The following is a 23,787-nucleotide window of genomic DNA, read 5'->3' as shown; positions in this document are numbered from 1 at the left end:
GGCGATCGCCGAACACGTCATTCCTAACTTTCCCCAAAGTTACGAATGGATTGGACCCACGGATCCGGAGAGCTACGAACGCTGAACGGGCGAATCGCGCCAACGGACATCTCGAACCGAAACTGGTCATCAGACTTGCCGTCCCGTCCGCCCGTCTTCCGTGACGAAGCTTTGGGCGACTGTCCGGCGGAAAGTTTGAGGCAGTGACCTGTCCGCCTCACGGCCGGTCAAACGAGCGTCTTGCGACGACTGACGAGCGTCCGGATCCGTTCAGCGAGCAGAGCTGCGTCGAACGGCTTGCGGAACGTTTCGTTGAAAATCGTCCGGTCGAACCCGCTGGCGGTGTCATCGTCGCTGAGCAGCGCGATCAGCACCGTGTCAGTGTAGTCGGTATTCTTCCGGAGATTCTGTGCAATCATCAGGGCTTCATTGCGACCCATTGCGAAGTCGATGACAACGCAATCCGGGTGCAGTGATTCTGCCTGAATGCCGGCTTCGAACCCGCTGGCCGCGAGTTCAATTTTGAAGTCGTCAATCTGCAGAACGCCTTCCAAACCGCTGCGGACGGGACCGTCCACTCCGACGAGCAGCAGTTTGCCCATGGCTTCATCTTCGAGTTCTCCGAGCGGCATCCCGTGTTCCTTAAGGAACCGGATGAGATGCTCCCGGGGAATCCGGCGATCCTGGGAACCGGGAATCCGGTATCCGCGGAGTCGTCCGGAGTCGAACCACTTGCTGACGGTGCGTGGTGCGACTTTACAAATTTTCGCAACTTGACCAGTAGTGAAGATCGTCCTCATTGCGGGCTCTCCAATCACATTCTGTCTGGGTCAGAGCAATTCGTTGCTCTGGATCTTCACCCCTAGTTCGACAACATGGCCGGCTCTCCTAGCCCGTGGGTCCATGGCAAAAACCAGCGTCGGCTTCGGGGTCGTCTCAGGTGATTACAGCAGGCGTCCACACTGTGCCGGCGCGGGAGAGTGGTCAGTCCCCCTCGCAACCCTGTCACCAGCGCGAACGACGCCGTCCATATAGGGAGTCCCAGCTTTCCGGCTCGACGCCGGGCACATGACTCGCAAGCAGCATTTGCTTAGAGCCACGCATGAACAGCATCCCCAAGACGAGACGGCGTCATGCCGCTCCTCCAGATCGCAGTCCAAGCGTGAACCCCCCCTTGACCAATCGACCCTCACGGCAGGCTTGCGTCTTGCAACCCTCGGGAAGTGCATTCCCGTTCCGTTGAGAGTGATTAATCTGACTTACAATTTCGGTCTGCACGGGGCATCAACTTAAGCCCGACTCTTCAGACCGACCGCGGAATCGTCATGATTCGTGATTTACGGCACAATGGGTTCCGACGAATGTGCCATCTCTAGGGATTCTACCGCCCGCTGATGCGGAATATTCGGAATAGCTGGCGTTTTCGACACGGAAACAGCGTGCCGAATGTCAACAAATCCTTACGACCGGAAAACTCGGCGAATTGCAAAAGCCCGGCGGTTTCGCCACGTAAGCTGGGAGCTTTTCGCGATTTCTGAAGATTTCGTAACCTCGGTTATTTTCCCAAGTCCCACCCAGTTCCAGGAAAAGTTGTTTGACTTTCTGTACACCCTAAAGTACCAAATCGGTAAATTCGCTGTGATCAGCAATGTTGACAGCCGTCACATGATCTCAGCGTCCGCCACCGCGGGTTGGCCTCGGGCCCGGTGGACGGCAGCGAAACACTCCGAGACTACGACATGGGAGCGACATCTATGGTACGGAAACTCACTGGCTTGATGGCCCTGATCGCCATCGTGGCATTCGTTTCTGCGAACTCCGCAGAAGCTGGACATCGCCGCTGCTGCAAGAAGGTTCGCCATCATCACCGGTCATGCTGCGTGGCCACCTGTGCGGCTCCTTCCTGCTGCGCCCCGGCTTGTGCTCCGGCCTGCGCCGCACCGTGCGGCAACGCCTGTGCTCCCTGCAGCACCGGCTGTGCTCCTTGCAGCACTGGCTGCGCCCCCTGCGGCGGTGCCACGGGCGGCCACTCCACCCCGATTAACGAAGACGCTCCGAATCCGCCAGGTGCATAAGTTTGGCTGATCGCTGATCTTCACATCGACGCCTTCCGTGACAGCTGTTACGGAAGGCTTTTTTGTTGATTGGCCCGAACTTACCCCCCGGCAGAAGGCACAAGCTCCAGGCCGTCAGCGGAAAACACTGGCAGGCCTGTTGCATCAGCAGGATCTGCAGGGCGGACACCCCCGACCGGGAAAACATCTTGACCCATTCCGGAGCATGTGCAGAATATGCACAGCCTGCCCGCTGACGTGCAGGAATTGCCAGCAGGATGCCGGTTCGATGCTGTGATCTGATGCGATCGATCAGTCATAGCGGTGCAAAGGAGTGCCCTCTCGTGAAGAAATTGTCTCATTGGCTTGTCGGCACCACACTGGTGGCCGGCCTGGCTCTGACGAATCCTTCTGCGTACTCCGCCGACAATACTCCGGCCGCAGCCAGCAGCTCCGCGAACCCGGTCGGCCTCATCGACATGGCCCACGTCTTCAAGAACTACCAGAAGTTCAAGACGATGACCGAGGAACTCCAGAAAGAACTGGAGCAGTCTGATCAGGAAGCCCGCGGCAAAGTCGAAAAATTCAAACAGTTGCAGAGCCAGCTGCAGACCCTGCAGGAAGGGAGCCCGGATTTCGTCAAGATTGAAGGGGAGCTGCTGCAGGCCCAGACCGCTCTGGAGACCTTCAAACGCAATACCCAGCGGGAATTCCTCCGCAAAGAAGCAGACATCTATAAGACGGTGTACCTCGAAGTCGAAGACGCCGTGCAGCGGTACGCCCGCTTCTATAAATATGCTGTCGTTCTCCGCTTCAGTCGCCAATCGGTCGACGATGCCGAGAATCCCCGAGACATTATCAATGGGATGAACCGCCAGGTTCTCTACCATCGTCCGCAGGATGACCTCACGGACCCGATTCTCACCTATCTGAATGATGAGTGGGCCAAACGGGTTGGTGCCCCGCCGGCAACCACGTCTCCCTCCGGTGTGAAGCCGGCGGCAGGAACGAGTTCCGGCAAGACCATCCGCTAGTTCTGACAGACTTCAGTTTGTGCCTTCAGGAGTCTGTCCCATGCTCAATCCTCCCCAGCGTCACCAACAAACCATCCAGCGTCCCGTTTCAGTCAGTGGTTTCGGGTTATTCGGCGGTCAGGATGTCGATCTCGTCTTCTGCCCGGCAGCGGTCGACACCGGCATCGTATTTGAACGTGTGGATCTGAAGCCGTCCGTCCGCATTCCCGCCTGGATTGAATACGTCGTTCCACAGTCCCGCTGCACCATGATCTCGCATCAGGGGGCAACGGTCTCCGTCATCGAACATGTGATGGCCGCACTGGCCGGCCTGCAGATTGATAACTGTCTCGTCCGGCTCAATGCCCCCGAACCGCCCGGCTGTGACGGCTCCTCGTGGGCCTTTGTCGAAGCCCTGCAGAGTGCGGGAATCGTCCAGCAGGCAGCCTGGCGGCCGGTCATCGAGATTGAAGAAACATTGTGTTTTACCGAAAACGCCCAGGTCGGAATTGCTGCCCAGCCTTCCCGGTCTGGCGAACTGGAGATCGGATTTCTCCTCGACTATGGACCCGGCCCGATCGGCAGACAGTCTCTCAAGCTGTCGATCACCCCGGAGACATTTGTCGCTGAACTGGCCCGTTGCCGCACGTTTGCGCTTGAACGGGAAGTCCAGCAACTTCAGAGCCAGGGGATTGCCCTGCGTTCGACAACCAGTAACGCCCTTGTTTTCGGAGATCAGGGACTGATCGCCAATTCACTGCGATTTGCAGATGAATGCGTTCGTCACAAGATGCTGGACTGCGTCGGCGATTTCGCACTCCTGGGATGTGACATCCGGGGACGATTCGCGGCTGAGCGATCCGGTCATCGACACAGTCACGAAATCATCCGGCTGATCCGTTCCGCCTCACATCGACACCCCTTCCTTCGAGCCCGTTCCCTCGCGCTCCCCACGAATTCAACTCTCCATCTGGCCGCTTCGCGACCGGATGCTCATCACCCGACCGCCACTCTCAAGGCCAGTTAACTGGCCATCCGTTCGCTCAGGAACATCTCACCATGTCCACCCAGATCAGTCCCTCTGCTCAGGTTGATCGTCGCGCCCAGTTGGGCGAGAACGTCTTCATCGGACCGTTTTGCGTTGTTGGCCCGAACGTCTCGGTCGGAGATGGCTGCCACCTCGACAGCCATGTGACCCTGACTGGCCATACGACCATCGGCAAAGAGAACCGGTTTTGGCCCGGATCGGTCATCGGCGGCGAACCACAGGATTACAGCTATCACCCCGGTGCTCCGACCACCGTCGAGATCGGAAACGGAAACCAGTTCCGCGAAGGGGTCACGGTCAACCGCGGAGCCGAGAAAGAAGATGGCTGCACCCGCATCGGCAATCACAATCTGCTGATGGCGAATGCACATGTCGCGCACAACTGCCACATCTACGATCATGCCATGCTGGTCAACGGCGTGCTGCTGGGCGGACATGTCCACGTGCACGACCGGGCGATTGTCTCGGGGAACTCCGTAGTGCACCACTTCGCCACGATCGGGACGCTCGCCTTCGTGAGCGGCGGCTGCCGCGTTCCGACCGACATCCCCCCCTACATGCTGGCCGCGGGAAGTGACAATCCGGAAATCAAGTCGATCAACGTCATCGGCATGCAACGCGCGGGAATCAGCGCAGCGACCATCGCGCTGGTTCGCCAGGCCCAGAAGATGCTGTTCCGCGAGCACAAGCCACTGGATGCCGTCATTGCCCACTTCCACGCCGAACTGAATGGCACGCTGCCGGTGGAACTCCACAAGCTGATCAACGCCATCGAGCTGCAGCGCAAAGGCAAAATGGGACGAGCCCGCGAAGCAGTTCGCATGGCTCCCGCCGCTCAACAGGACAAATCGGCCGCCTGAGCCGGTGCTTTCATCCCCCACACAATTCAGGACAGCCCGCGGGCTGACAGGAATCGCAAGCAGATGTCGACACACGAAAAGTTGCGGGTCGCAGTCGTGGGAGTGGGCGCCCTGGGCCGACACCACGCCCGAATTCTGTCACAGCTTCCCGGAGCCAAACTGGTAGCAGTCGCCGACGCCAATCAGGCACAGGGTGAAGCGGTTGCCAGCAGCTGTGGCTGCGAATGGACTTCCGACTACCGCACGCTCTTCGGGAAGATCGATGCCGTTTCACTGGTGGTGCCGACGAGTCTGCATCGCCGGATCGGCGAAGACTTCCTGAACGAGGGGATTCCCCTGCTGGTGGAGAAACCCCTGACAGCCACCGTCGCTGAAGGGCAGCAGCTCGTGCACCTGGCGGGCGAACAGAACCTCACACTGCAGGTCGGCCACATCGAACGCTTTAACCCGGCGTTCCAGGCACTCGCCCAGCGGAGCGGGGCTCCCAAATACATCCGTTGCGAACGGGTCAGCCCGTACGCGTTTCGATCGATGGACATCGGGGCCATCCACGATCTGATGATTCACGACATTGAACTGGTGCTTTCTCTGGTCAAGGAGCAACCGGTGCAGGTCGAGGCCTTCGGAGTCACCCTCGTCGGTGGATTCGAAGATTGTGTGCAGGCTCGTCTCGTTTTCCCCGGCGGCTGTATTGCCGAGATCACCGCCAACCGCGTTGCACCGCATGTCAGCCGGACAATGCAGTGCTGGTCAGACCGCGGTTGTGTCACGGCCGATCTCCAGACCCGCTCGGTCACCAGCTTCACTCCGGGTGCCCCCCTGCTGAATGGGGATCTCCCGTTTGAAATGGTTCGCGACGGACGGAGCACCGCCGCTGATCTGAAGCCGGAGATTTTCTCCCGCTTCATTCAGCACGAACAGTTCCAGGCGGCGAATGACGACGCTCTGACGGCGGAACTGCAATCGTTCCTCGATTGCGTTCGCACAGGCGAAGCTCCTCTGGTCAGTGGGGTTCAGGCATTGGCAGCGTTGAAGGTCGCGGAACGGGTCAAGCAGTCGGTGGCGTCTCACCAGTGGGACGGAACCGCCGACGGCCGATGTGGGCCCGATGCCCTGCTGCAGCACTACCTGCCGCAGTCGGCGCCCGGTCGCGCTGCCGCATGACCCGCGTCCGTGTCTCCATCGCAACTTGAAGGTTTCTGTCCGTCTGCTGGGGGCGATCCAGCAGATGGAACCGGACCTTCAACGGGCGAGTCGTCCTTCGACACCGATTGATTCCGTGATTCTCGCGGATCGGATAGAGTCCGCAGCATGCCAGAAGGCGTGCTGTTCGTCATCATTCTCTGCGCAGCGTTTCCCACGGTCATTCTGATTGCGCTGGGCGTGAAGCTGTATGAAGTGCGACAGGCGAGTGGCTGGCCGGAGACGACAGGTCGAGTCGTTGAGTCCCGGATCGGAGCCCAGCGGGTTCGTCAGGGGAATGGTCGCCGCGAGCTGCGGCAACAGCCCCGTGTGGTTTATGAGTACCGCGTGGGGAATGAGAAGCTGCGCTGTGACCGGATTACGATCGGGGAACGATTCGGCCCCGAAGAGATTGAAGAGGTTCTCGATCGTTACCCGGTCGGTCAGGAAGTGACGGTCTATTACAATCCCGCGCGGCCGCAACAAGCGCTGCTGGAACGAGACCTGCCCGCCGGCAAAGTGCTGCTGGGAATCGTCTTTCTGCTCGGCTTTTTTATTGCCGCCCCGGTGTTCGTGGCGGCCCTCTACGGGGATGCCCTGAAGTGGCTGCAGCCCTGGGTCGCCAATCCCAAACAGATTCCCTTCGTGGCTGCTGTCGGCACCATGGGATTGCTGAGCAGCCTGTTCGCGCTCGCTCTGCAGAAGATGTCCCGACAGGCTCGCAGCTGGCCGATCGCGCAGGGGCAGATTCTGTCGACTTCAGCGGAATCATTCCGGGACTGGTCAGGAGCCCGTGGGGGAGAGCGGTTCCGCAAACATTACAAGCCGCTGGTGGTGTATGGATATGAAGTCAACGGCCGGCGCTACATTGGCGATCAGGTGTCACTGGGAGTGAGGTTGTCGTCCACGAGCGCGGGTCTGGCCCGCCGGCAGACGGAATCGTATCCGGTCGGCAGTCTGATCGACATTCATTACAATCCCCGCTGCCCGAGTGAATCGGTAATCCATCCCGGTTCAGCGTGGCTGCTGTTCCCCTGGTTGATTTCGGCAGTTCTGTTTGCTCTGGCATGGGCCGTGGCGACAGGACGAATTGGATAACGACTTCTTTGGAGACTGGTTGAAATGCGCACGCGACCACTCGGACGAACAGGACTCGAACTGCCGATCCTCAGCTTTGGAACTGCTCCCCTCGGACAGGAATACGCGGCGATTACCGTCGATGAAGCGGTTCAAAGTGTGAAGACCGCGCTCGACTGCGGCCTGAAGTTCATCGACTCGTCCCCGTTTTACGGACGTGGCATGGCGGAAGTCCTGCTCGGAATCGCCCTGCGCGGCATTCCCCGCGACAGCTACTGGCTCTGCACCAAACTGGGCCGTTATGACCTGGGGCACTTTGACTTTTCCGCCAAGCGGGTCGCCGAAAGCGTCGACGTGTCGCTGCATCGACTCGGCACCGATCACATCGACGTGATGCTCTGCCACGATATTGAATTCGTCCCAATGCAGCAGATTGTGGATGAAACACTGCCGGCACTGCGACGGGTGCAGCAGCAGGGGAAAGTCCGGTTCATCGGATTCAGCGGCTATCCGCAGAAGATCTTCCGCTTCATCTGTGATCAGACGGACGTCGATTGCGTCCTCAGCTACAACCAGTGCACGCTGCAGAATTCACGCTATCTGGAGGAGACGGTCCCCTGGCTGAAAGAGCGGGGAATCGGAGCGATCAACGCCGGTCCGTTCGCGGCCCGGCTGCTGACGAATGCTCCACTTCCTCCGTGGCACAAGGAGCCTCAGGCTGTGAAAGACGCAGCACGCAAGGCTGCCGCCTTGTGCGAGAAGAACGGCGTCGACATCGCGCAGCTGGCGTTGCAGTATTCGGTCTCTCACCCCGATATCGCCACGACCCTGGCGGGCAGCGAGAACCCGGAACTGATCCGCAAATGGGCCGCCTGGGTGGAACAGCCGATCGATGAATCGCTGCTGCGGGACGTGCTGGCTATCTTTGCTCCGGTCAAGAATATCGGCCATATCGAAGGGCTGCCGGAGAACAACTGACCCGGGAGCCGGTTAAAGTTCGGGCGTCATCGGTCCCTGTTTCCACCGCTGCCCGCCGTTCACGGAACCGGTGGCGCGGTGAGGGAGAAAACGGATCGCATCAACACCTGTGGGTGTATGGCGGGAGCGTCACAGATCCTGTAAAAACGCACTCATCCCGCTGCCACCTCATGCAGTTCCAGAAAGCGCGACCATGTTGAAGAGTAAACTGCTGCATCCGCAGATCACGGCTGCATTGGCCCGAGCCGGTCATACCTCCACCGTGCTGATCGCTGACGGCAATTATCCCGCAGCCAGCAAGAAGGGGCCGCAGGCGGAACTGGTGTCTTTGAATCTGATGCCGGGGCTCGTGAACTGCAATCAGGTGCTGGAAGCGATTCTCAGCGCGGTCCCGATCGAATCGGTCGAGACCATGATGTACGAAACCACCGGTCCCTACGCGCTGCAGGCAGATCCGCCGGTCTGGGCTGATTACCGCAAGACGATTCAGAACGCCGGACTTTCCCTGCAGCTGGAACCGATCGAACGCTGGAAGTTTTACGAGGCGGTGGCGACTGCGGATCATGTCCTGACGGTGCAGACCGCGGACCAGCAGCGCTATGCGAACATCCTGCTGCGAGTTGGCGTGCGCATGGACTAGCGCAGGACATGCTCGCAGCCCTGTCAGCATGTCGGCGCCAGGCTCAGTGACAAGCGATGTGGTGCGTGAGGAAGTGCGTCGATCACCATCAGAATGTTCCAGGCAGCCGGCCTTCGTTCCCTGTCCGGAAGACTTGAATCCCGGAGACTCCCGTGCGAATCGACGCTCATCACCATCTCTGGCAGCGATCGTTACCCTTCGACTACAGCTGGCTGGAGAAACCGGCGCTGGCTCCCATCTGTCGCGACTTTCTCCCGGACGATCTGCTGCCCCATCTGCAGCACTGCGGAATCGATCAGACCGTGGTGGTGCAGACACAACACACGGTCGATGAAAGCCGGTGGATGCTGTCGCTGGCCGAGCAGTTTCCGTGGATTGCCGGAGTGGTCGGCTGGGTCGACCTCGCCAGCCCTGCCTGTGAAGACCAGTTGCAGGAGCTGCGAGCGCATTCCAAGTTCGTCGGCGTGCGGCATATCGTTCAGGACGAGCCGGATGAGAATTTCATCATTCGACCTCAGATTCTGCAGGGTCTGAAGGTTCTGGAAAAACATGGCTGCCCCTACGACCTGCTCTTCTACGTGCAGCATCTGCAGCATGCGGTCGCTGTCGCTCAGCACGTTCCCGGACTCCCGCTGGTGATCGATCACCTTTCCAAGCCGCAGATCAAGGATCGTGGCTGGAAGGACTGGGAGCAGGACCTCCGCGCAGCGGCAAAGCTGCCAAACGTTTACTGCAAGATCTCCGGGCTGGTGACCGAAGCGGACTGGCAGAACTGGCAGCCGCAAGACCTGAAACCCTACGTCGAGTTGGCACTCGAAACCTTCGGGCCGCAGCGCTGCATGTACGGCTCCGACTGGCCGGTCTGCCTGCTGGCGGCCGAGTATGAAGAGGTGCATGCCGCCGCGCAGCAGGTGCTGGGGTCGCTGTCGGCCGACGAACAGTCGCAGGTCTTCGGCAGGACCGCGCAGCAGTTCTATCGTTTATCCGCGGCCGACAAGGTTCCGGCTGCCTGAACGCGGTGAATCACAATCGATCGCAATCATCCCGTTTTCTGTCCCTGATCTTTTGCTGGACGAATCATGAGCCATTCACGCCCCTTCCTGCACAACGCACTTTGGCCCGGACTTGTCGGCAAAACCCCCGGAAGCGACCAGCCGCCGATCTCGCTGGAGCGAATGATCGAACTGACCACCGCCGCCAACGTGCGGGGACAGAAGTTCGACGGGGTCGATGTCTTTCTATTTCATCCGCATCTGGATCCCTTCGGTGATGATGCGCACCTGCAGTCGATCGCCGATCAGTTTGCCGCAGCCAATCTGAAGGTTGGTTCTCTTGTCGCTCCGGTGTGGCCGGGGACAGTCGGAGATTCGGCGATGGGTGATGCCGCAGCGCGTGAGAAATTCGTGCTGGCGGTCAAACAGGCCTGCCGGATCGCGAAGTTCTTTGAAGAGGCCGGACTGCGGGATTACGGGGTGATTCGCATTGACTCCGCGACCAGCCCGGAAGCCTGGAGTGCGGATCCGGTAGCGAACACCCGCCGGATCGCGGAAACGTTCCGCGAAGCGGGGAAGGTCGCTGCCGCGCATGGACAGCGTCTCGCCGCCGAAGGGGAAATCTGCTGGGGTGGCATGCACTCGTGGAAGAACATGGTCGATCTGCTGGAACAGGTCGACATGCCCGAGACCGTTGGCTTTCAGGCGGACCTCGCGCACACGTATCTGTATCTGCTCGGCTACAACGCGCCGGAACATGCCCTCATCAAAGATGGGGACGCTGAACCGAAGTTCTGGGAAGCCTATGGCCAGTTGACCGATGCGCTGCGGCCGTGGACGATCGATCTGCACATCGCCCAGAACGACGGCACGGTGCACGGAACCGGCAGCCATGACAAGACCGGCCGCCACTGTCCCGCCGACGATCCAAAAGGGAAGCTCGACATCGTCCGCTGCGCCGGGTACTGGCTGAAGGACGCCCCGGCCCGGGGAATTCAGCACCTCTGCTGGGATGGCTGCATGTTCCCCAACGCTCTGATGGAACAGGCGAACACCTGGAACACGATTCTCGATGCGATGATCCGTGTCCGCGATGCGCATGGCTGGGAGTAGAGCCGGTTGCTCTTTCCAGTGCCGGCGCGGCAAGCGCTGCGTAGCGCGAGACGCTGACGGCCGCGGGGCGAAAACGGGGCCGTCAGCAGCCAGAAACGCTCTCGGCCGTCGTCAGGATTTTTCCTGCTGCTTCCGCAAATGCCGGAGGAACTTCTCGAACAGCCAGTTCTCTTCACAGACTGAAGAGGAGGCCTCGAGGACAGCAATGGCCTTGGCGTAGTTGGCAGCTGCCGCAGCCTGATTCCCTTGCCGTTTTTCCCACGCGGCAATTTCCGCCAGCAATTGTGCCACGCTGATCTGAAAGAACATGACCGATGGGTTTTCCTGCGCGAGTCGCTGCTGAATCGCCAGTGCGCGGGCGTAATTTGCGGAGGCCGCGGCGGTGTCGCGTCGCCTGTCCGCCAGAACGGCTGTCCCCTTGATCGTGCGGGCCAGCAGCGCCTGATAGTCCGAGTTGCGGGGGGAGTTCACCGTCAGACGTTCTGCCAGAGAATGGGCTTCGCGCAGCTCCTCTTCACAGTTGCGACCCGCAGCCACAATCGGCGCCAGGGCGGCCTCACACAGGGCGTCCGCCAGCTCGTACGTGAAGCGGGGCGAATCCGGATATTCCGCCACCAGTTCCCTGAGCATTGCCATGCCATCGACATGCAGCTGCGCCGAGGATTCCGTCGGCAGAGGATGTGCCGTGGAATTCCGGTTGCGCCACTGCACCAAAAGACACTTGGCCAGTGCGAGGCGATAATCCGCGTTCTGCGGATTGCGGGCATGCAGATCGACAAGCAATTGTGCCGCCTGATCGATCGGCGCGTGCAGAGTGGGGACGGAAAGACCGCTGCGCCAGGAACCGCTGCGGACCAGATCGTCAGAAGAAAACTCGGACTCCCGATCTTCACCCGCCGCTGCTTCACTGTTCGATGCCGATTCGGGAATCTCATTGGCGGCCCGAATGCCATCCACGATTTCACGTCCTCCCGCCCGGTGACCAATCGTTGAGAGCAGCAGCAGGGTCTCCGCCAGCTCGAACTTGACGGCGTCACTGTGCATGCTCGCTTCGAGCCCTTCCAATAGCCGCCGTGCCTGCTCGTGCGATCGCCCCGCCTCGACGACGCGCCCGCCTTGCGACTGTGCGACCCCGAGCTGGTTCAACGTATTCGCCAGCGAGGAAATCCCGTTCGCGTCCTGTGGCGTTGACTTGAGCAGCTGCGAATACCGTTCGATCGCTTTCTGATACGCACTCGTCGCCCGGTCGATATGTCCCAACCGCGTTTCAATGTCTCCGATCCGGCTCAGCGCGAGCGCGGTCTGCGAAGCCAGACTGGTGTCATTCTGCGCGGCGAACTGATCGTAGAATTGCAGCAGCGATTCCAGCAACTCGGCATCCGCCGGGGTCACCGCAACATCATCAACACGGGCCTCCCCTTCATCCAGACCGACGCGCAGAGTCCGCGGGATTCCCCGGCGCGAAATGCTCTCCATAATGTTTTCAAGAGCTTCCACCGACATCACCAGGTTCCGCTCCGCGCGGTACTTCTGCTGTTCGACCTGCGCCAGAGCGGCCCGGGTGCGCTGGTAACTGATCTCGACCAGACCGATGACAGTCACACTCAGAACGATCGACAGGCAGGCCAGCCCCGCAATCAGGGGATTTCGGCGCGACCAGCTGCGCAGCCGTTCGAATACGGATTCACGACGGGCCCGAATCGGACGGTCTTCCACAAACAGCCTGAGATCTTCGGCAAACTCCGAAGCGGTCTGATAGCGCTCTGCCGGGTCAATCGCGCAGGCCTTCATGACAATCGTCTCGAGATTGCGCGGGATGTCTGCACAGATCGAACGTGGCGAGGCGGGGCGCTGACTCGATTTACGCGAGATCAATTGCCCCGGCTGCGATTCCGGATAGGCCGGCACCAGACAGAGCAGCTCATAAAGCACCAGTGCCAGACTGTAGATGTCGCTGCGCTGATCCGCCTGGCCGTTGCATTGTTCGGGGGCCATATAACGAACCGTCCCGAAGGCATCACCGCTCAGCGTGAGGTCTTCGTAGTCCTGCTGCTTGGCGAGTCCGAAATCGACCAGCCACGCCACACCCTCACGGTCGACAATCACGTTGGCCGGTTTGAGGTCGCGATGCAGAACCCCATGCGCATGAGCATAGGCAACCGCATCCGCCAGATCGCCGATCAGCTTGGCGCAGAACCGGAAGTTCCGCCACAAATCCCGGTCGATCGACCGGCGGACGGAATCGACTTCTTCCAGGGGGCTCACCACGACCTGCGCCGGCACGCTGTCGACCGGTTCCTCCCAGACAAAACGGGTCCGCACGGGATGGGCATGGTCGGAGCCGGGAAGATCCGCGGCGGTTTCGGCCAGTCTCGGCGACTCACCACCGGGGTCTTCCTGATCTTCGCCCCGCTGACGGGCAGCCAGCTGCGCGATGATCTCGGAGAGGGACCAGCCGTTGATGTATTGCATGGCGTAATACTGCACACCATGTTCTTCCCCGATACCGAACACCGGAACGATATTGGTATGGTGCAGCCGCGCTGCCGATTCGGCTTCGCGCTTGAAACGCTCCCGCTGCTGCTCGGACCGGGCCACATTGGCACCGAGCACCTTCAGTGCCACGCGACGGTGCAGACTCAACTGCTCCGCCTCGAAGACGACCCCCATTCCGCCGCGGCCGACCTCCCGCAGAATTCGGAAATCTCCCAGCCGTTTCAGAAAGGGAAGCCCCGTCACCGCCCGGCCGCCAGACGATCCGGGGACCTGTTTGAGCCCTTCCAGCTTCGCAATTGTCGGAAAGAGCTCTTCAATCGCCCCTGCCAGCTCGGGGTAATCCCGCATGTACTGCTGAATGGAGGGACGTTCTCCGCTCTGACAGCGATCGATAAATTCGGCAGCCAGTTCTTCAATCGCGATCGGGCTGTCGGGATCGAGTTGTTCCACGAGTGCCAGATGGCTCTCCAGTGTGGAGCGGGCAGTCGACTCCAGCGCGGCAGCAGGACCTGAACCGGGTGCCGGATGGTGCTCGTCAGCCGGTGACATGCTGATTTCCTTCAAAGCCGGGAAAATCTTCGAGGATCTTTTTCAGCCGCTGCACCGCGCGCACATAACGAATGCTGGCGGCTTTCACCTGAATTCCCAGAACCTCAGCCACCTCCTGATTGCTCAGTTCCTCGTAGTGACGGAGCGCGAGGACTTCGCGATCGATCGGATCCATGCTGTCGATGGCGGCCCGCAACTGCTGCGCGGTCTCCTCCCGCAACATGACCCGACTGGGTGTGGAAACCTGACCTAACAGCTTCGAAACAATGGAGGCGGATGTCGATCGGGACAGGTCCGACTGATGATACGACACTTCTCGATAGGCATCGCGCATCTTGGCTCCCAGGTGGCGGCGATGCAGATCGATAATCGTCTGTCCCACCATCATGCGCAGCCAGACGAACATCGACAATGATTCGTGTTCGAGGAAATAGCCGATTCGCTGCAACGAACTCAGCCACGTCTCCTGCAACACATCATCGATTTCAATCCGGCCGGCAACCCCCGCGTCAAGACGGAACTGGATGATCCGCCATAACCGCGCTCGATATTTCCCGAACTCTTCTGCCAGCACCTCCTCCGGATGCCGACGCAGCCGTTCCCTCAGTTCTGCAGGGTCCAGGTGACGCATCGGTTCCACGAGTCGATCTCTGTCTTGAAGTACGGGAGCCCAGCCATGCCTTCTACGTCAATCTTATTGATTCAATCCACGATCGCGACAGGCAGGTCCTTCCTCTTCCAGAATTTTCTCGCCGCTCCCGGATCACAATCAAGAGCGCGCAGACTACTGTTGATGCGCGCGACGGATGGCTGCGGCGTGGAGTCGATCTCTCAGCACCGGAGGACATCGCCGTGATTGAGGCCCCATTCTCGCCGCGCGGAAATGAGCATTTCATCACACGAAACGCTTACTGACCGGGCACCGGTCGAGTGCAACCTGCTCTATTCCCTCAGTTCGCTGGGTGAGCGGCCCGCCCAGCGTTTGTAGGCCGTGCTGAACGCGGACACCGACCGATAACCCGCCTGCCGGGCGACTTCCTTCAGCGACTGCCGACGATGCTTCAGCAGATCGGTGGCAATTTTCATGCGGATTTCCGTCAGCGATTGCATGGGGGTCGTCCCTGTCTGCTCCTTGAATTTCTGAGCCAGCACCGAGCGGGACAACGAGACCTCCGCCGCGAGCCGCTCGAGTGTCCAGGGCTTCTCGGGAAACTTGTGCATGGTCCACAGGATCTGGCTGACGTCGGCATCGAGGTGCGGATCGTTGCGGTTCGGCTCCGGGGGCGCCACGGATCGCAACAGCACCCGCACAAACGCCTGCAGCACCCAAACGAGGTTTGTTTGTGGAGACCGAGACTCCTTCACGTCTAAGCGAGACCCACGAGGCTGCGGCGAATCGAGCCCCGGCAGACGAACCGCAAGCGGCGCCTCCTCCGGAAAGCGGGTTGAAGAGGAAAACTCCAGAAACGAAATCTGTCCCTGAACAGGTATTTCGTCACCCGGCGAACCCGCAGCGACATCACCATGCCCCAGACAGCGCCACTGGCTCAACACGTTGGCCGTCACCAGAATCACGTCCCCGGGCTGCAGAAATTCCAGCTGCCGTTCATCGCCGATCGTCAACTCCCAGCGTCCGGCGTCGACAGCAAACAGCCCGGACGCTTCCGCCACGGCAGCAGGCTCACCCGGCAGACGCTGCCAATGTCCGGACAGCTCTGGCTGAGGAAGCGGAAACGGGGCATCGATTGGCGAAAGGGGGCGATCCATGAGCAACAAACGGGGAGCAAACGGAGATGAACGGAAAAGATGAGCGTGGAGGCAGCCCCCCGTGCCCGCGACGGCGAGAGTCTCTCTCCCTAACAACCCTCATCCGGCCCCAAGGTTGCGAAAAAGTTGCCACTGCGTACGTAATCGGCCTGCCCAGTCTACGGAGAAATCCCTGAATTGGAGACTTCCGTCTCATCGATTCGCTCGGCAGAGTCATTCGGGCCGGTGGGCACCACTGGACACACAACAGCCATATCCCTAGTCACAAAAAGACCTTGCGACACAAGTCAAACCAAGCTTCGACTCCTTGTGCGAATTTGCAACTTGGACAGTCCACGACTCCGCTCTCCCCAGGAATTGCCGTCACAACCGTCGGATCAGGCAACTTGACCAGCTTTCACAGCCGCTCCTATACTGCCGCGCTGATTCTCCTCCGACTTGATTGCGGCATTATGCGGCATTCTGTCTGCAGGCAGGCCGTTCCGGTTCCCGGAGTGGTTCAATCATCCAATCCGAAACGTCGCTGCCTGCAACTGTTGTGAGGCAACCGCGTTGTTTCCACTTGTCAGGCCGCAACCGCGGGACTGATTCACTCGACACGGAAGTAAGCCGTCCTTCCCGGCGGCTGGAACACGCGCCAACTATGAGCACGAACGAGCATTTCCACCATGCCCCGGCCCCCACGGAACTGGAAAAGGTTCTGAACCAAGGTGCGTCGCGGATCGAGCCCTATTCGAATCAGATTCTGCTGCTGATTCTGGTCGTCACCATTGCCGGAGTCGGGGGAATCATCTGGTATCGGGGGAAAAGTGCCTCGCAGGAGGCGGGCTGGAATCAGTATTACACCCGCAAATCGGCGGAAGACTTTCTGGAGCTGGCGGACAAATATCCGAATCAGCCGGTCAGCAACTGGGCCCGCCTGCAGGCAGGTCGACTCTTCCTCGCGGAAGGGCTGAATCAGGCCCTGACCAACCGGGAAGTCAGCGACGAACGCTTGAAGAAAGCGGAAACCGCATTCGATTCGCTGGTGAAAGCCAACATCCCGGCGGAGATCCGCGAAGAGGCACTCTACAACATCGCCACGACGCGCGAAGCCCTGTCGAACGGCGACAACAAGCCGGCGATCACCGCTTACGAACAACTGCTCGCGGAGTATCCGGATTCCCAGCACCGCTCCTGGGCGGAAGCCCGGGTCGAAGCGCTCAAGACCAACAGCGCAGAAGAGTTCTATGCGTGGTTCCGCAAACAGGATCCCAAGCCGGCTGACCGCCAGCTTCCGCGCGATGTCGGCAAACTTCCCAGCCTGAACGAAGCCTTCCCGGATCTGGATCTCCCCCTGGGGAAAGACTCCAAAGAGTCCACCGACACGACCTCCGCTCCCAAGGGAACCGGAGCCCCTGATCTGCCGAAGGACGCCGAGAGCAAGCCGGCGACCCCCAGCGAAACCCCCCGTCCCGCTCCAGCACCTGATGCTTCCCAACCGGCGGAGACGAAAGCGGAAGAGGCGAAAACCGAAGCCACAGCTCCCGCACCTGCTCCCGCTCCGGCAGGGGATGAGAAGCCTGCCGAACCGGCCGCAGCCGAAGGCAAATAGCAGACGCTGCGACCGCCCGATGCCGCAAGCCGTCAGGAGATCTCCGATCTCCGGAGCCGACATCGCCTGACAGGGGGCCGGACGGACGTTCTCCGGGAGGATCGTTCTGCCCGCGCTGCGGCGATTGTCTCATGAACCGCCGCAGGCGATACTCTCAGACAGACAGTCGAGGTGTGCCGGCTGCACACGCTTCTCGTTCTGTCTTCCGGATCGACCGTTCATGAGCAACTCTCTCCCCCCCGAGTCACAATCGCTGACCGTCGAAGCCCGCGCGCATGGCTGGCGCGTCGATCACTATCTGACCCGCATCTTCCCCAATCACAGCCGGGGCCTGTTTCAAAGGGCGATCGAACAACAGACCGTTCTGGTGAATGGCCTGCCGGTCAAGGCGTCACGACGGCTGCGGGTGAACGACCGCATCTCCGTCACGCTCCCCGAAGAGCCCGACAGCAGCCTGGCCGGCGAGGACCTGCCGATTGAGGTTGTCTACGAGGACGACTCACTGGCGGTCATCAACAAACCTGCCGACATGGTGACCCATCCGGGAAAAGCCAATTTCACCGGCACACTCGCGGCTGCGGTGCAGTTCCACTTCGACCAGTTGAGCGATGTCGCGGGACAACTTCGGCCGGGAATTGTCCATCGCCTCGACCGGGACACCACCGGGGTGATCGTCATCGCGAAAGACAATCAGGTTCATCACCGGCTGACCCGCCAGTTCGAACAGCGGGAAGTCCACAAGGAATATCGGGCGCTCGTCCGAGGTCGGTTGGAACGCGATGCCGATTACATCCGCACGCACATCAAAATCCATCCGAAGGTCCGCGAAAAGATGCTGGTCTGCGAGCCCGAGGAGAAATCGCGAGAAGCGGTCACGTTTTACCGCGTGCTCGAACGTTTCCGTGGCTTCACCTATGTGCAGCTGCTGCCGGAAACCGGTCGCACCCATCAACTGCGGGTGCACCTGCAACATCTGCGGACTCCCATCGTGGCGGACAAGCTGTATGCCGGGCATGACCGGCTGCTCCTGTCCGAACTGACCGGCGCACCGTCCATGGCCGACGAAGAACCCCTCATTCAACGTCAGGCCCTGCATGCCTTCCGGCTGCAGATTCGCCACCCGGTGACGGATGCTATCATGGAATTCGAAGCTCCTCTGCCGGAAGATTTTCAGCGCACTCTGGATGCCCTTCGTCTCCACCGAAAGATCGACACATGAAACTTGCCCGCATTCGCACTGCTGCCGGTCCCGCTGTCGCCCTGGTCGAAACGCATGCGGTGCGACTGCTGCCCGCAAGCGCCACACTGACTGAAATTCTGCATGCCTCCCGGCCGGCGGAGAAAGTGGCGGAGCTGCTCAAAGGCCAGCGCGAGATCGCAGAACTCCCGCTCAGCGAAGTGGAGTTTCTGGCACCGGTCGAAGATCAGGAAGTGTGGGCAGCGGGGGTCACCTATCGCCGCAGCCAGGTGGCTCGGATGGAAGAATCTGCCTCGGCCGCCTCACACTACGACAAGGTTTACACCGCCGATCGCCCTGAACTCTTTTTCAAAGCGACCGCCCGTCGCGTGGTCGCACACGGCCAGCCGATCCGTGTCCGCTCTGACAGCCGCTGGTCCGTTCCGGAGCCGGAATTCACCCTCGTTCTCAATCCCCAGATGCAGATCGTCGGCTACACCGTTGGCAACGACGTCTCCGCGCGTGACATCGAAGGCGAGAACCCCCTGTACCTGCCGCAGGCCAAAGTCTATTCCCAAAGCTGCTCGCTGGGACCGGTGGTGCTGCTGGCCGCAGAACCGCTGAATCTGGAAGCGACCAAAATCTCGCTCCGCATTCATCGTGATGGCAAAGATGTGTTCACCGGCTCGACCAGTCTGGCGCAGATGCATCGCTCGCTTCCGGAACTGGCGGACTGGCTTGGAAAGGAAAATGATTTCCCGGACGGAGCGTTCCTGCTGACCGGCACCGGGGTCGTGCCCGATGACAACTTCTCTCTCGAAGATGGAGATGAAGTGAGCATCGACATCAGCAACATCTGCACACTCTTCAATCCGGTCGTGAAGGGTCGCTGATGGCGGTGACCCGGACACAGCGTCGGAACGCCCAATCAGGGGGGACAACGCAGCCGTCGCCGCACGATCAGCAGCAGCCGAACATTCAGGAAGTGCATTCCGCCGAGTGTCGTGGCGATCATCCCGACTCCCTGCGACACCTGTTCGAGCGACTCGGCAAAGCTCGCGACTTCGACACCAGTGCGGAGCATGAGCAGCACAAAGGCAAGGTTCACCAGATAGAAGCCGACCAGCAGCAGCCGGTTGACGGCGTCGACTTTCTGCTCGTCTCCCTGAAAGACATCGAGTAGAAACCACCGGCCGTTGCGGTAGAGAACCCCTCCCACGACCAGGGTGATGATCACACTGAGCAGCAGCGACGCCAGCTGAGTGCCAAGAGAGATTGTCATGCGAATTCTCCTCGCCACAGGGCAGCCCGATTCGACGGCGGGTCGGAACTCTCCTGCACCCGTCGTCGCTCCGGCGGTCAGTCGACGTCAACCTTGCCGGCACGTTTGGCAGCCAGTTCGGAAATCGCTGTTTCGCGCCCCGCCAGTTCTTCGTCCAGCACCTCCCTGCGCAGCACGGAAAAAACAATCATCAGGCAAAAATGCATTCCGCCCAGGAGCAGCAGAACCAGCCCGATCTTTTCACTCAGCAGCTCCACGGCAGGCTGCACCCCCGTGATGTGCACTCGGCTTTTCAGCAGCAGGCTGAGCACCCCCAGAGTCACCAGATAGAAGCCCACCACCAGAAGATGCGACACCGGCTCCACTGACTCCACCCGTCGTTGATCCTGACCCACGATCAGGATGCGACCATACTTCAGCAGCGTGCGGCCCACCCAGAGAATCAATCCCGTCCCAATTGTCAGATACGCCAGATAGACACCTGTCATCGTGGTCATTGCCATTCTCCCGTTCCATTGGTTCTGTCTGCATCGGACAGAGACCGGAAGCGGACCACGCTGTTAACCGGGAATTTCGGGAGATCCCTCCCCGGGGCGAGGAGCATTGCGCCAGACGTTGTCGATCCAGCGGTGTTCCCATTCTTCCGCTTCTTCAGGGTGTATTGATAAAAGCCCCGGGCCCCGCTCTCTCCCAGCTTCGTCATCACTTCGGGAACGGTTGGAGAGTTGCTCAATTGCGGAAACAGCCGCTGCCTGACCCGGGCGTAGTCGGGAAGCCCCGTCAGGTCCATCCACCGGAAGGGGTCCGCGATGTCGAGACAATCCTTGCGAAGGCAGATCGAACCAAGGTGACTGCCTTACTCCAGCCCCAGCAGTGACAGACTCTCGCATGAGATCATCCGTTCCATCGCTTCCTCATTCTGTCGGGGCAAGTGTGCCCCTGCACGAGCCTGTTCGGGCCTTGCAGGCCGTCGAGCGTGTCATTCACCGTCGTGATCGGATAATCGGTCCCGAACAGCAGCTTGTTCCGGACGCCGTATTGCTGCACCCCGCTCAGGGACTGATCAAGACTGAAAGGGACCAGAGTACAGGACGGAAATATCGGCGGAGACGTGCGGATGTTTGCGGATCACCAGCACACATTCCCCTTTGTACCGTGCCCCAGATGCGAGAGAATGATCGGCAGATCGGGATAGCGGATCGCCACGGCATCGAGATGTCGGGGGAGCGTGCACTCCAGCGGCGCCTGCGAAATGAATGTCGTTCCGGTGTGCAGCAGCACGGGTAAGCGGTGGCGGTTGGCGTATTCCCAGAAGGGGGTGAGCGCGGAATCATCCGGCCGAAACCCGGCGTACATCGGCATCAGCTTGCCCCCTCGGAGTTCATACACCTGATGCCCCTGACGGAGTTCGTCTTCCCAGCCGGGCTGCGTCGGATCAATCGACAGAAAACCGAGCAGCGTATCCGGATGACGGGCCACCGCAGCGGCGAGGTAGGCGTCGTCGACCCAGATGCCGCTCAGCTTCGCCTTGCCGCCAAAGACGACCGTCCGTGTCTGTTCGGGACAGCGTGCACGGTAGTCCTCATAGCGGACGGTGAGATCCACTTCTTGACCCGAGCGAGCCCGCAGCGCCTGCTGCCGGAAGTCATCGCCGAAATGCAGGGGATACTCCCAGACGTGACTGTGGACATCCAGAATCATCGGCACTGCTCCACAACCTGAGTCAGAATTCCGAACAGGCGATCGACTTCATCGCGGGTTTCGCTGTCGAGCTGGAAACCGGTCGGACCGCGCACAATCGTATTGCGGAAGATCCCTTGCCGGACCAGCAGATGTTTCTCGATCGCCAGAAAGGCATCGAGCGAATTCTGCAGGGCCACGACCGATGAGAGCGGCATTGAGAGCCTGTAGATCGCCATGACGATGCCATCGACTCCACAGTCGTACAGCCAGTCGATTTCCCGTTCGAGTGTGGAAAAGTCGATCGACTCATCTTGCAGAAAGGGAGTCTGGAATACAGGGAGCACACCGTGCAGCGCGGGCTTCTTCGCGTTCATACCAGCAGACCTCGGGCATCAATCGTCAAAGGTTTCAAGGAGCCATCCGCCAGCAACAACTGGGCGGTACTCATCAGATTCACGCAGGGGCAGATGTGATTCGGAATGATGGTGACACGTTCTCCGAGTTGGGGCTGCCGCTCCGAACCAGTGAGATCGAGTTCCCCATGTTCCTCACTCAGCCGAACGATTTTCGCGCCGGGATACTCCAGCACGTAGCCATGCCCCGAGTCGGGGGCAGGGAAATTGCGATCGCTGGTGAAGGTTTTCGTTCCCCATCGATCACTGCCTTACCCGTGACCGCACGACTGACAATCGTGCAGACCACCGCCGCCGCACAATCTTGCAGTTCGCAGTACCCGCCCCGAAAGGTGTTCATGTCGTTGTAGACATAAGTCCCCGGCCGAATCTCCGTCTGACAACGGAAGTGATGCGACTGAAAGAGCGCGGGGGTGCATCTCGAGGCCTCCAGTCCCGCGTGGCACCAGGCGTCGAGAAACTCGCCTAGCTGCTGATCGATCTGCAGCATCTCGGTCGTCTGCTGTTCTCCTCGGGACCAGATATGGCCTGGATAATACAGCATGCCGTCCAGCCGCAGTCCGCGCCCGAAATCTGCCACCCGTCGGGCCAGCTGCAATGAGTCCTGCGCGGAGCTCACCCCGGTGCGATGAAAGCCGACATCCACATCAATCAGAATTCCGAGCGTGCTCCCGGCTGTGACCGCAGCCCCGGCGAGAGCCTCGATCCCTTCGAGAGAATCCACGGCGATGCGCACTCTTCGATCTCCCGCCAGCTCCGCCAGTCGACGGGAGCGGACGGAATCAACCGCCGGATACGCCACAGTGAAGTCTGCGCACACCCCCTGCAGCATTTCCGCTTCTCCCACTTTCGCCACGGTCATCCCAATGGCACCGGCAGCGAGTTGCCGCTGCGCGATCTCGACTGACTTATGTGTCTTCGCGTGCGGACGAACCTGAATGTTGTGAGTCCGGGCATACTGCATCACACGTTCGACATTGCGGTCGACGGTGGCCGAATCAATCACCAGAGCTGGCGTTGCGACCAGCTCTGTTTTGGCAGCCTGAAAGGAATTTACCACGCGGTCCAACCTCCATCGACGATCAGATTCTGCCCGGTCAGGTAACTGGAGGCCTGGCTCGCAAGGAACACCACCGCCCCCTTCAGCTCATCGGGCGTACCGACTCTCTGCATCGGAGATTTATCGACGATGCGTTTCAGCAACTCGGCGGGGGCTCCCGCTCCGGGGAACGGCCCCGGGGAGAGACAGTTCACTCGGATACCCTCCCGTGCCCAGTAGACGGCCAGATGCCGCGTCATCTGGATTACCCCCCCCTTCAGCGCCTGATAGGCCACCGGGTTGGCGGGTCCGATTCCTGCATACACATCCGGATAGGAACCGGTCACTCCGTACATCGAGCCGATGAGGATCAGGCTTCCGGAGGCGGATCGACTGACAACGTGATCGTGAAAACAGCGTGACAGCAGGAAATAGCCCGTCAGGTTCTCAAGTTGCCGCTGAAACTGCTGACCTGTCACCGATTTCCAGTCGGCCCCCAGCACGTCATGCGCATTGTTGACCAGAACATCGATCTTTCCGCGCTGAGCCGTGGCGGCTTCGAATCCCGATTGAATCGATGCCTCGTCCAGCTGATCGAGCTGCACAGCGCCATGCTCCGCCTTCGCCACACGAGGCAACCGCCGGGCCACCTCTTCCCCCCGCGCCAGCGAGCGACTGCTGATGATTACACTCGCCCCCGCTTCGGCCAGCCCTTGCGCCATCGCGAAGCCGAGGTGGCCGCTGCCTCCCGTGACGAGGGCGACCTGTCCTTCCAGACTGAACATGTCGACGACAGATCCACTCATGATTCCACAAGCTTTCGAATGAGA

The 23,787-nt window shown here is 60.3% G+C and carries 24 protein-coding genes; 12 read left to right on the top strand and 12 right to left on the bottom strand.

What is annotated here, in order from left to right; all coding sequences use genetic code 11:
* Positions 1 to 227: 227 nt before the first annotated feature.
* A complete protein-coding gene (locus SH664x_RS00490) occupies positions 228 to 800 on the bottom strand; it encodes a helix-turn-helix domain-containing protein (protein WP_437204071.1) in 573 nt (190 codons plus the stop codon).
* A 1,064-nt stretch (positions 801 to 1,864) separates the two neighbouring features.
* On the bottom strand, positions 1,865 to 2,020 hold the full coding sequence (locus tag SH664x_RS00485) for a hypothetical protein (RefSeq protein ID WP_437204070.1): 156 nt from the start codon (positions 2,018 to 2,020) through the stop codon (positions 1,865 to 1,867).
* A 378-nt stretch (positions 2,021 to 2,398) separates the two neighbouring features.
* On the opposite strand from SH664x_RS00485, the gene SH664x_RS00480 reads away from it, so the two are divergent.
* From SH664x_RS00480 to SH664x_RS00440, 9 genes are all read left to right on the top strand, one after another.
* A complete protein-coding gene (locus SH664x_RS00480) occupies positions 2,399 to 3,088 on the top strand; it encodes an OmpH family outer membrane protein (protein WP_437204068.1) in 690 nt (229 codons plus the stop codon).
* Positions 3,089 to 3,128: 40 nt separating this feature from the next.
* On the top strand, positions 3,129 to 4,094 hold the full coding sequence (lpxC, locus tag SH664x_RS00475) for a UDP-3-O-acyl-N-acetylglucosamine deacetylase (protein ID WP_437204067.1): 966 nt from the start codon (positions 3,129 to 3,131) through the stop codon (positions 4,092 to 4,094).
* Positions 4,095 to 4,126: 32 nt separating this feature from the next.
* Positions 4,127 to 4,975, top strand: a complete 849-nt coding sequence (lpxA, locus tag SH664x_RS00470; protein WP_437204066.1) for an acyl-ACP--UDP-N-acetylglucosamine O-acyltransferase — start codon at positions 4,127 to 4,129, stop codon at positions 4,973 to 4,975.
* Positions 4,976 to 5,038: 63 nt separating this feature from the next.
* On the top strand, positions 5,039 to 6,139 hold the full coding sequence (locus tag SH664x_RS00465; RefSeq protein ID WP_437204065.1) for a Gfo/Idh/MocA family oxidoreductase: 1,101 nt from the start codon (positions 5,039 to 5,041) through the stop codon (positions 6,137 to 6,139).
* 147 nt (positions 6,140 to 6,286) lie between these two features.
* On the top strand, positions 6,287 to 7,255 hold the full coding sequence (locus tag SH664x_RS00460) for a DUF3592 domain-containing protein (RefSeq protein ID WP_437204063.1): 969 nt from the start codon (positions 6,287 to 6,289) through the stop codon (positions 7,253 to 7,255).
* Between the two features lie 24 nt (positions 7,256 to 7,279).
* Complete coding sequence (locus SH664x_RS00455; RefSeq protein ID WP_437204062.1) at positions 7,280 to 8,212, top strand: aldo/keto reductase; 933 nt, start codon at positions 7,280 to 7,282, stop codon at positions 8,210 to 8,212.
* 193 nt (positions 8,213 to 8,405) lie between these two features.
* On the top strand, positions 8,406 to 8,852 hold the full coding sequence (locus SH664x_RS00450; protein ID WP_437204061.1) for an RbsD/FucU family protein: 447 nt from the start codon (positions 8,406 to 8,408) through the stop codon (positions 8,850 to 8,852).
* A 152-nt stretch (positions 8,853 to 9,004) separates the two neighbouring features.
* Entirely contained in the window at positions 9,005 to 9,865 is an 861-nt protein-coding gene (locus SH664x_RS00445; protein WP_437204059.1) for an amidohydrolase family protein, read from the top strand.
* A gap of 66 nt (positions 9,866 to 9,931) precedes the next feature.
* Positions 9,932 to 10,957 (top strand): sugar phosphate isomerase/epimerase family protein, encoded by a 1,026-nt coding sequence (locus SH664x_RS00440; protein WP_437204058.1) that lies wholly within the window; start codon positions 9,932 to 9,934, stop codon positions 10,955 to 10,957.
* A 111-nt stretch (positions 10,958 to 11,068) separates the two neighbouring features.
* Here the strand turns inward: SH664x_RS00440 and SH664x_RS00435 are convergent, their stop codons facing one another.
* The 3 genes from SH664x_RS00435 to SH664x_RS00425 all read right to left on the bottom strand — a co-directional run bounded on the left by SH664x_RS00435 (position 11,069) and on the right by SH664x_RS00425 (position 15,769).
* Positions 11,069 to 14,002, bottom strand: a complete 2,934-nt coding sequence (locus tag SH664x_RS00435) for a protein kinase domain-containing protein (RefSeq protein WP_437204057.1) — start codon at positions 14,000 to 14,002, stop codon at positions 11,069 to 11,071.
* Positions 13,989 to 14,633: a sigma-70 family RNA polymerase sigma factor gene (locus SH664x_RS00430; RefSeq protein ID WP_437204055.1), complete on the bottom strand. Its 645-nt coding sequence runs from the start codon at positions 14,631 to 14,633 to the stop codon at positions 13,989 to 13,991. The genes SH664x_RS00435 and SH664x_RS00430 overlap by 14 nt, the downstream gene beginning before the upstream one ends.
* A gap of 311 nt (positions 14,634 to 14,944) precedes the next feature.
* Complete coding sequence (locus tag SH664x_RS00425; RefSeq protein WP_437204053.1) at positions 14,945 to 15,769, bottom strand: helix-turn-helix transcriptional regulator; 825 nt, start codon at positions 15,767 to 15,769, stop codon at positions 14,945 to 14,947.
* Between the two features lie 643 nt (positions 15,770 to 16,412).
* Here SH664x_RS00425 and SH664x_RS00420 point away from each other — a divergent pair.
* From SH664x_RS00420 to SH664x_RS00410, 3 genes are all read left to right on the top strand, one after another.
* Positions 16,413 to 17,363 (top strand): tetratricopeptide repeat protein, encoded by a 951-nt coding sequence (locus tag SH664x_RS00420; RefSeq protein ID WP_437204052.1) that lies wholly within the window; start codon positions 16,413 to 16,415, stop codon positions 17,361 to 17,363.
* A gap of 220 nt (positions 17,364 to 17,583) precedes the next feature.
* Complete coding sequence (locus SH664x_RS00415) at positions 17,584 to 18,582, top strand: RluA family pseudouridine synthase (protein ID WP_437204050.1); 999 nt, start codon at positions 17,584 to 17,586, stop codon at positions 18,580 to 18,582.
* A complete protein-coding gene (locus SH664x_RS00410) occupies positions 18,579 to 19,433 on the top strand; it encodes a fumarylacetoacetate hydrolase family protein (protein ID WP_437204048.1) in 855 nt (284 codons plus the stop codon). Before SH664x_RS00415 ends, SH664x_RS00410 begins: the two co-directional genes overlap by 4 nt.
* Before the next feature lie 35 nt (positions 19,434 to 19,468).
* Here the strand turns inward: SH664x_RS00410 and SH664x_RS00405 are convergent, their stop codons facing one another.
* From SH664x_RS00405 to SH664x_RS00375, 7 genes are all read right to left on the bottom strand, one after another.
* The gene (locus SH664x_RS00405) at positions 19,469 to 19,822 is read right to left on the bottom strand and encodes a hypothetical protein (RefSeq protein ID WP_437204046.1); all 354 of its coding nucleotides are present in this window, start codon (positions 19,820 to 19,822) and stop codon (positions 19,469 to 19,471) included.
* A gap of 77 nt (positions 19,823 to 19,899) precedes the next feature.
* A complete protein-coding gene (locus SH664x_RS00400; RefSeq protein WP_437204044.1) occupies positions 19,900 to 20,319 on the bottom strand; it encodes a hypothetical protein in 420 nt (139 codons plus the stop codon).
* 631 nt (positions 20,320 to 20,950) lie between these two features.
* Positions 20,951 to 21,523 carry an amidohydrolase family protein gene (locus SH664x_RS00395; protein WP_437204042.1) on the bottom strand — a complete coding sequence of 191 codons (573 nt, stop codon included), beginning with the start codon at positions 21,521 to 21,523 and terminating at the stop codon, positions 20,951 to 20,953.
* The gene (locus SH664x_RS00390) at positions 21,520 to 21,879 is read right to left on the bottom strand and encodes a hypothetical protein (RefSeq protein ID WP_437204041.1); all 360 of its coding nucleotides are present in this window, start codon (positions 21,877 to 21,879) and stop codon (positions 21,520 to 21,522) included. The genes SH664x_RS00395 and SH664x_RS00390 overlap by 4 nt, the downstream gene beginning before the upstream one ends.
* The gene (locus SH664x_RS00385) at positions 21,876 to 22,094 is read right to left on the bottom strand and encodes a hypothetical protein (RefSeq protein WP_437204039.1); all 219 of its coding nucleotides are present in this window, start codon (positions 22,092 to 22,094) and stop codon (positions 21,876 to 21,878) included. The genes SH664x_RS00390 and SH664x_RS00385 overlap by 4 nt, the downstream gene beginning before the upstream one ends.
* A complete protein-coding gene (locus SH664x_RS00380) occupies positions 22,058 to 22,978 on the bottom strand; it encodes an alanine racemase (protein ID WP_437204037.1) in 921 nt (306 codons plus the stop codon). The genes SH664x_RS00385 and SH664x_RS00380 overlap by 37 nt, the downstream gene beginning before the upstream one ends.
* A complete protein-coding gene (locus SH664x_RS00375) occupies positions 22,972 to 23,763 on the bottom strand; it encodes an SDR family NAD(P)-dependent oxidoreductase (protein ID WP_437204035.1) in 792 nt (263 codons plus the stop codon). The genes SH664x_RS00380 and SH664x_RS00375 overlap by 7 nt, the downstream gene beginning before the upstream one ends.
* Positions 23,764 to 23,787 lie beyond the last annotated feature (24 nt).

Source organism: Planctomicrobium aquicomposti (assembly GCF_051466325.1).
In the GTDB taxonomy this organism is placed as follows: Bacteria; Planctomycetota; Planctomycetia; order Planctomycetales; family Planctomycetaceae; genus Planctomicrobium.
The sequence above is the reverse complement of the archived record's forward strand: the minus strand, read 5'-3'. Positions and strand labels throughout refer to the sequence as shown.

Coding starts and splice junctions, on each gene's coding strand:
- SH664x_RS00460 (WP_437204063.1), top strand. CDS start 6,287: ATGCCAGAAGGCGTGCTGTTCGTCATCATTCTCTGCGCAGCGTTTCCC.
- lpxC (WP_437204067.1), top strand. CDS start 3,129: ATGCTCAATCCTCCCCAGCGTCACCAACAAACCATCCAGCGTCCCGTT.
- SH664x_RS00410 (WP_437204048.1), top strand. CDS start 18,579: ATGAAACTTGCCCGCATTCGCACTGCTGCCGGTCCCGCTGTCGCCCTG.
- SH664x_RS00490 (WP_437204071.1), bottom strand. CDS start 800: ATGAGGACGATCTTCACTACTGGTCAAGTTGCGAAAATTTGTAAAGTC.
- SH664x_RS00465 (WP_437204065.1), top strand. CDS start 5,039: ATGTCGACACACGAAAAGTTGCGGGTCGCAGTCGTGGGAGTGGGCGCC.
- SH664x_RS00450 (WP_437204061.1), top strand. CDS start 8,406: ATGTTGAAGAGTAAACTGCTGCATCCGCAGATCACGGCTGCATTGGCC.
- SH664x_RS00375 (WP_437204035.1), bottom strand. CDS start 23,763: ATGAGTGGATCTGTCGTCGACATGTTCAGTCTGGAAGGACAGGTCGCC.
- SH664x_RS00395 (WP_437204042.1), bottom strand. CDS start 21,523: ATGATTCTGGATGTCCACAGTCACGTCTGGGAGTATCCCCTGCATTTC.
- SH664x_RS00420 (WP_437204052.1), top strand. CDS start 16,413: ATGAGCACGAACGAGCATTTCCACCATGCCCCGGCCCCCACGGAACTG.
- SH664x_RS00455 (WP_437204062.1), top strand. CDS start 7,280: ATGCGCACGCGACCACTCGGACGAACAGGACTCGAACTGCCGATCCTC.
- SH664x_RS00425 (WP_437204053.1), bottom strand. CDS start 15,769: ATGGATCGCCCCCTTTCGCCAATCGATGCCCCGTTTCCGCTTCCTCAG.
- SH664x_RS00435 (WP_437204057.1), bottom strand. CDS start 14,002: ATGTCACCGGCTGACGAGCACCATCCGGCACCCGGTTCAGGTCCTGCT.
- SH664x_RS00415 (WP_437204050.1), top strand. CDS start 17,584: ATGAGCAACTCTCTCCCCCCCGAGTCACAATCGCTGACCGTCGAAGCC.
- lpxA (WP_437204066.1), top strand. CDS start 4,127: ATGTCCACCCAGATCAGTCCCTCTGCTCAGGTTGATCGTCGCGCCCAG.
- SH664x_RS00405 (WP_437204046.1), bottom strand. CDS start 19,822: ATGACAATCTCTCTTGGCACTCAGCTGGCGTCGCTGCTGCTCAGTGTG.
- SH664x_RS00390 (WP_437204041.1), bottom strand. CDS start 21,879: ATGAACGCGAAGAAGCCCGCGCTGCACGGTGTGCTCCCTGTATTCCAG.
- SH664x_RS00440 (WP_437204058.1), top strand. CDS start 9,932: ATGAGCCATTCACGCCCCTTCCTGCACAACGCACTTTGGCCCGGACTT.
- SH664x_RS00430 (WP_437204055.1), bottom strand. CDS start 14,633: ATGCGTCACCTGGACCCTGCAGAACTGAGGGAACGGCTGCGTCGGCAT.
- SH664x_RS00400 (WP_437204044.1), bottom strand. CDS start 20,319: ATGACCACGATGACAGGTGTCTATCTGGCGTATCTGACAATTGGGACG.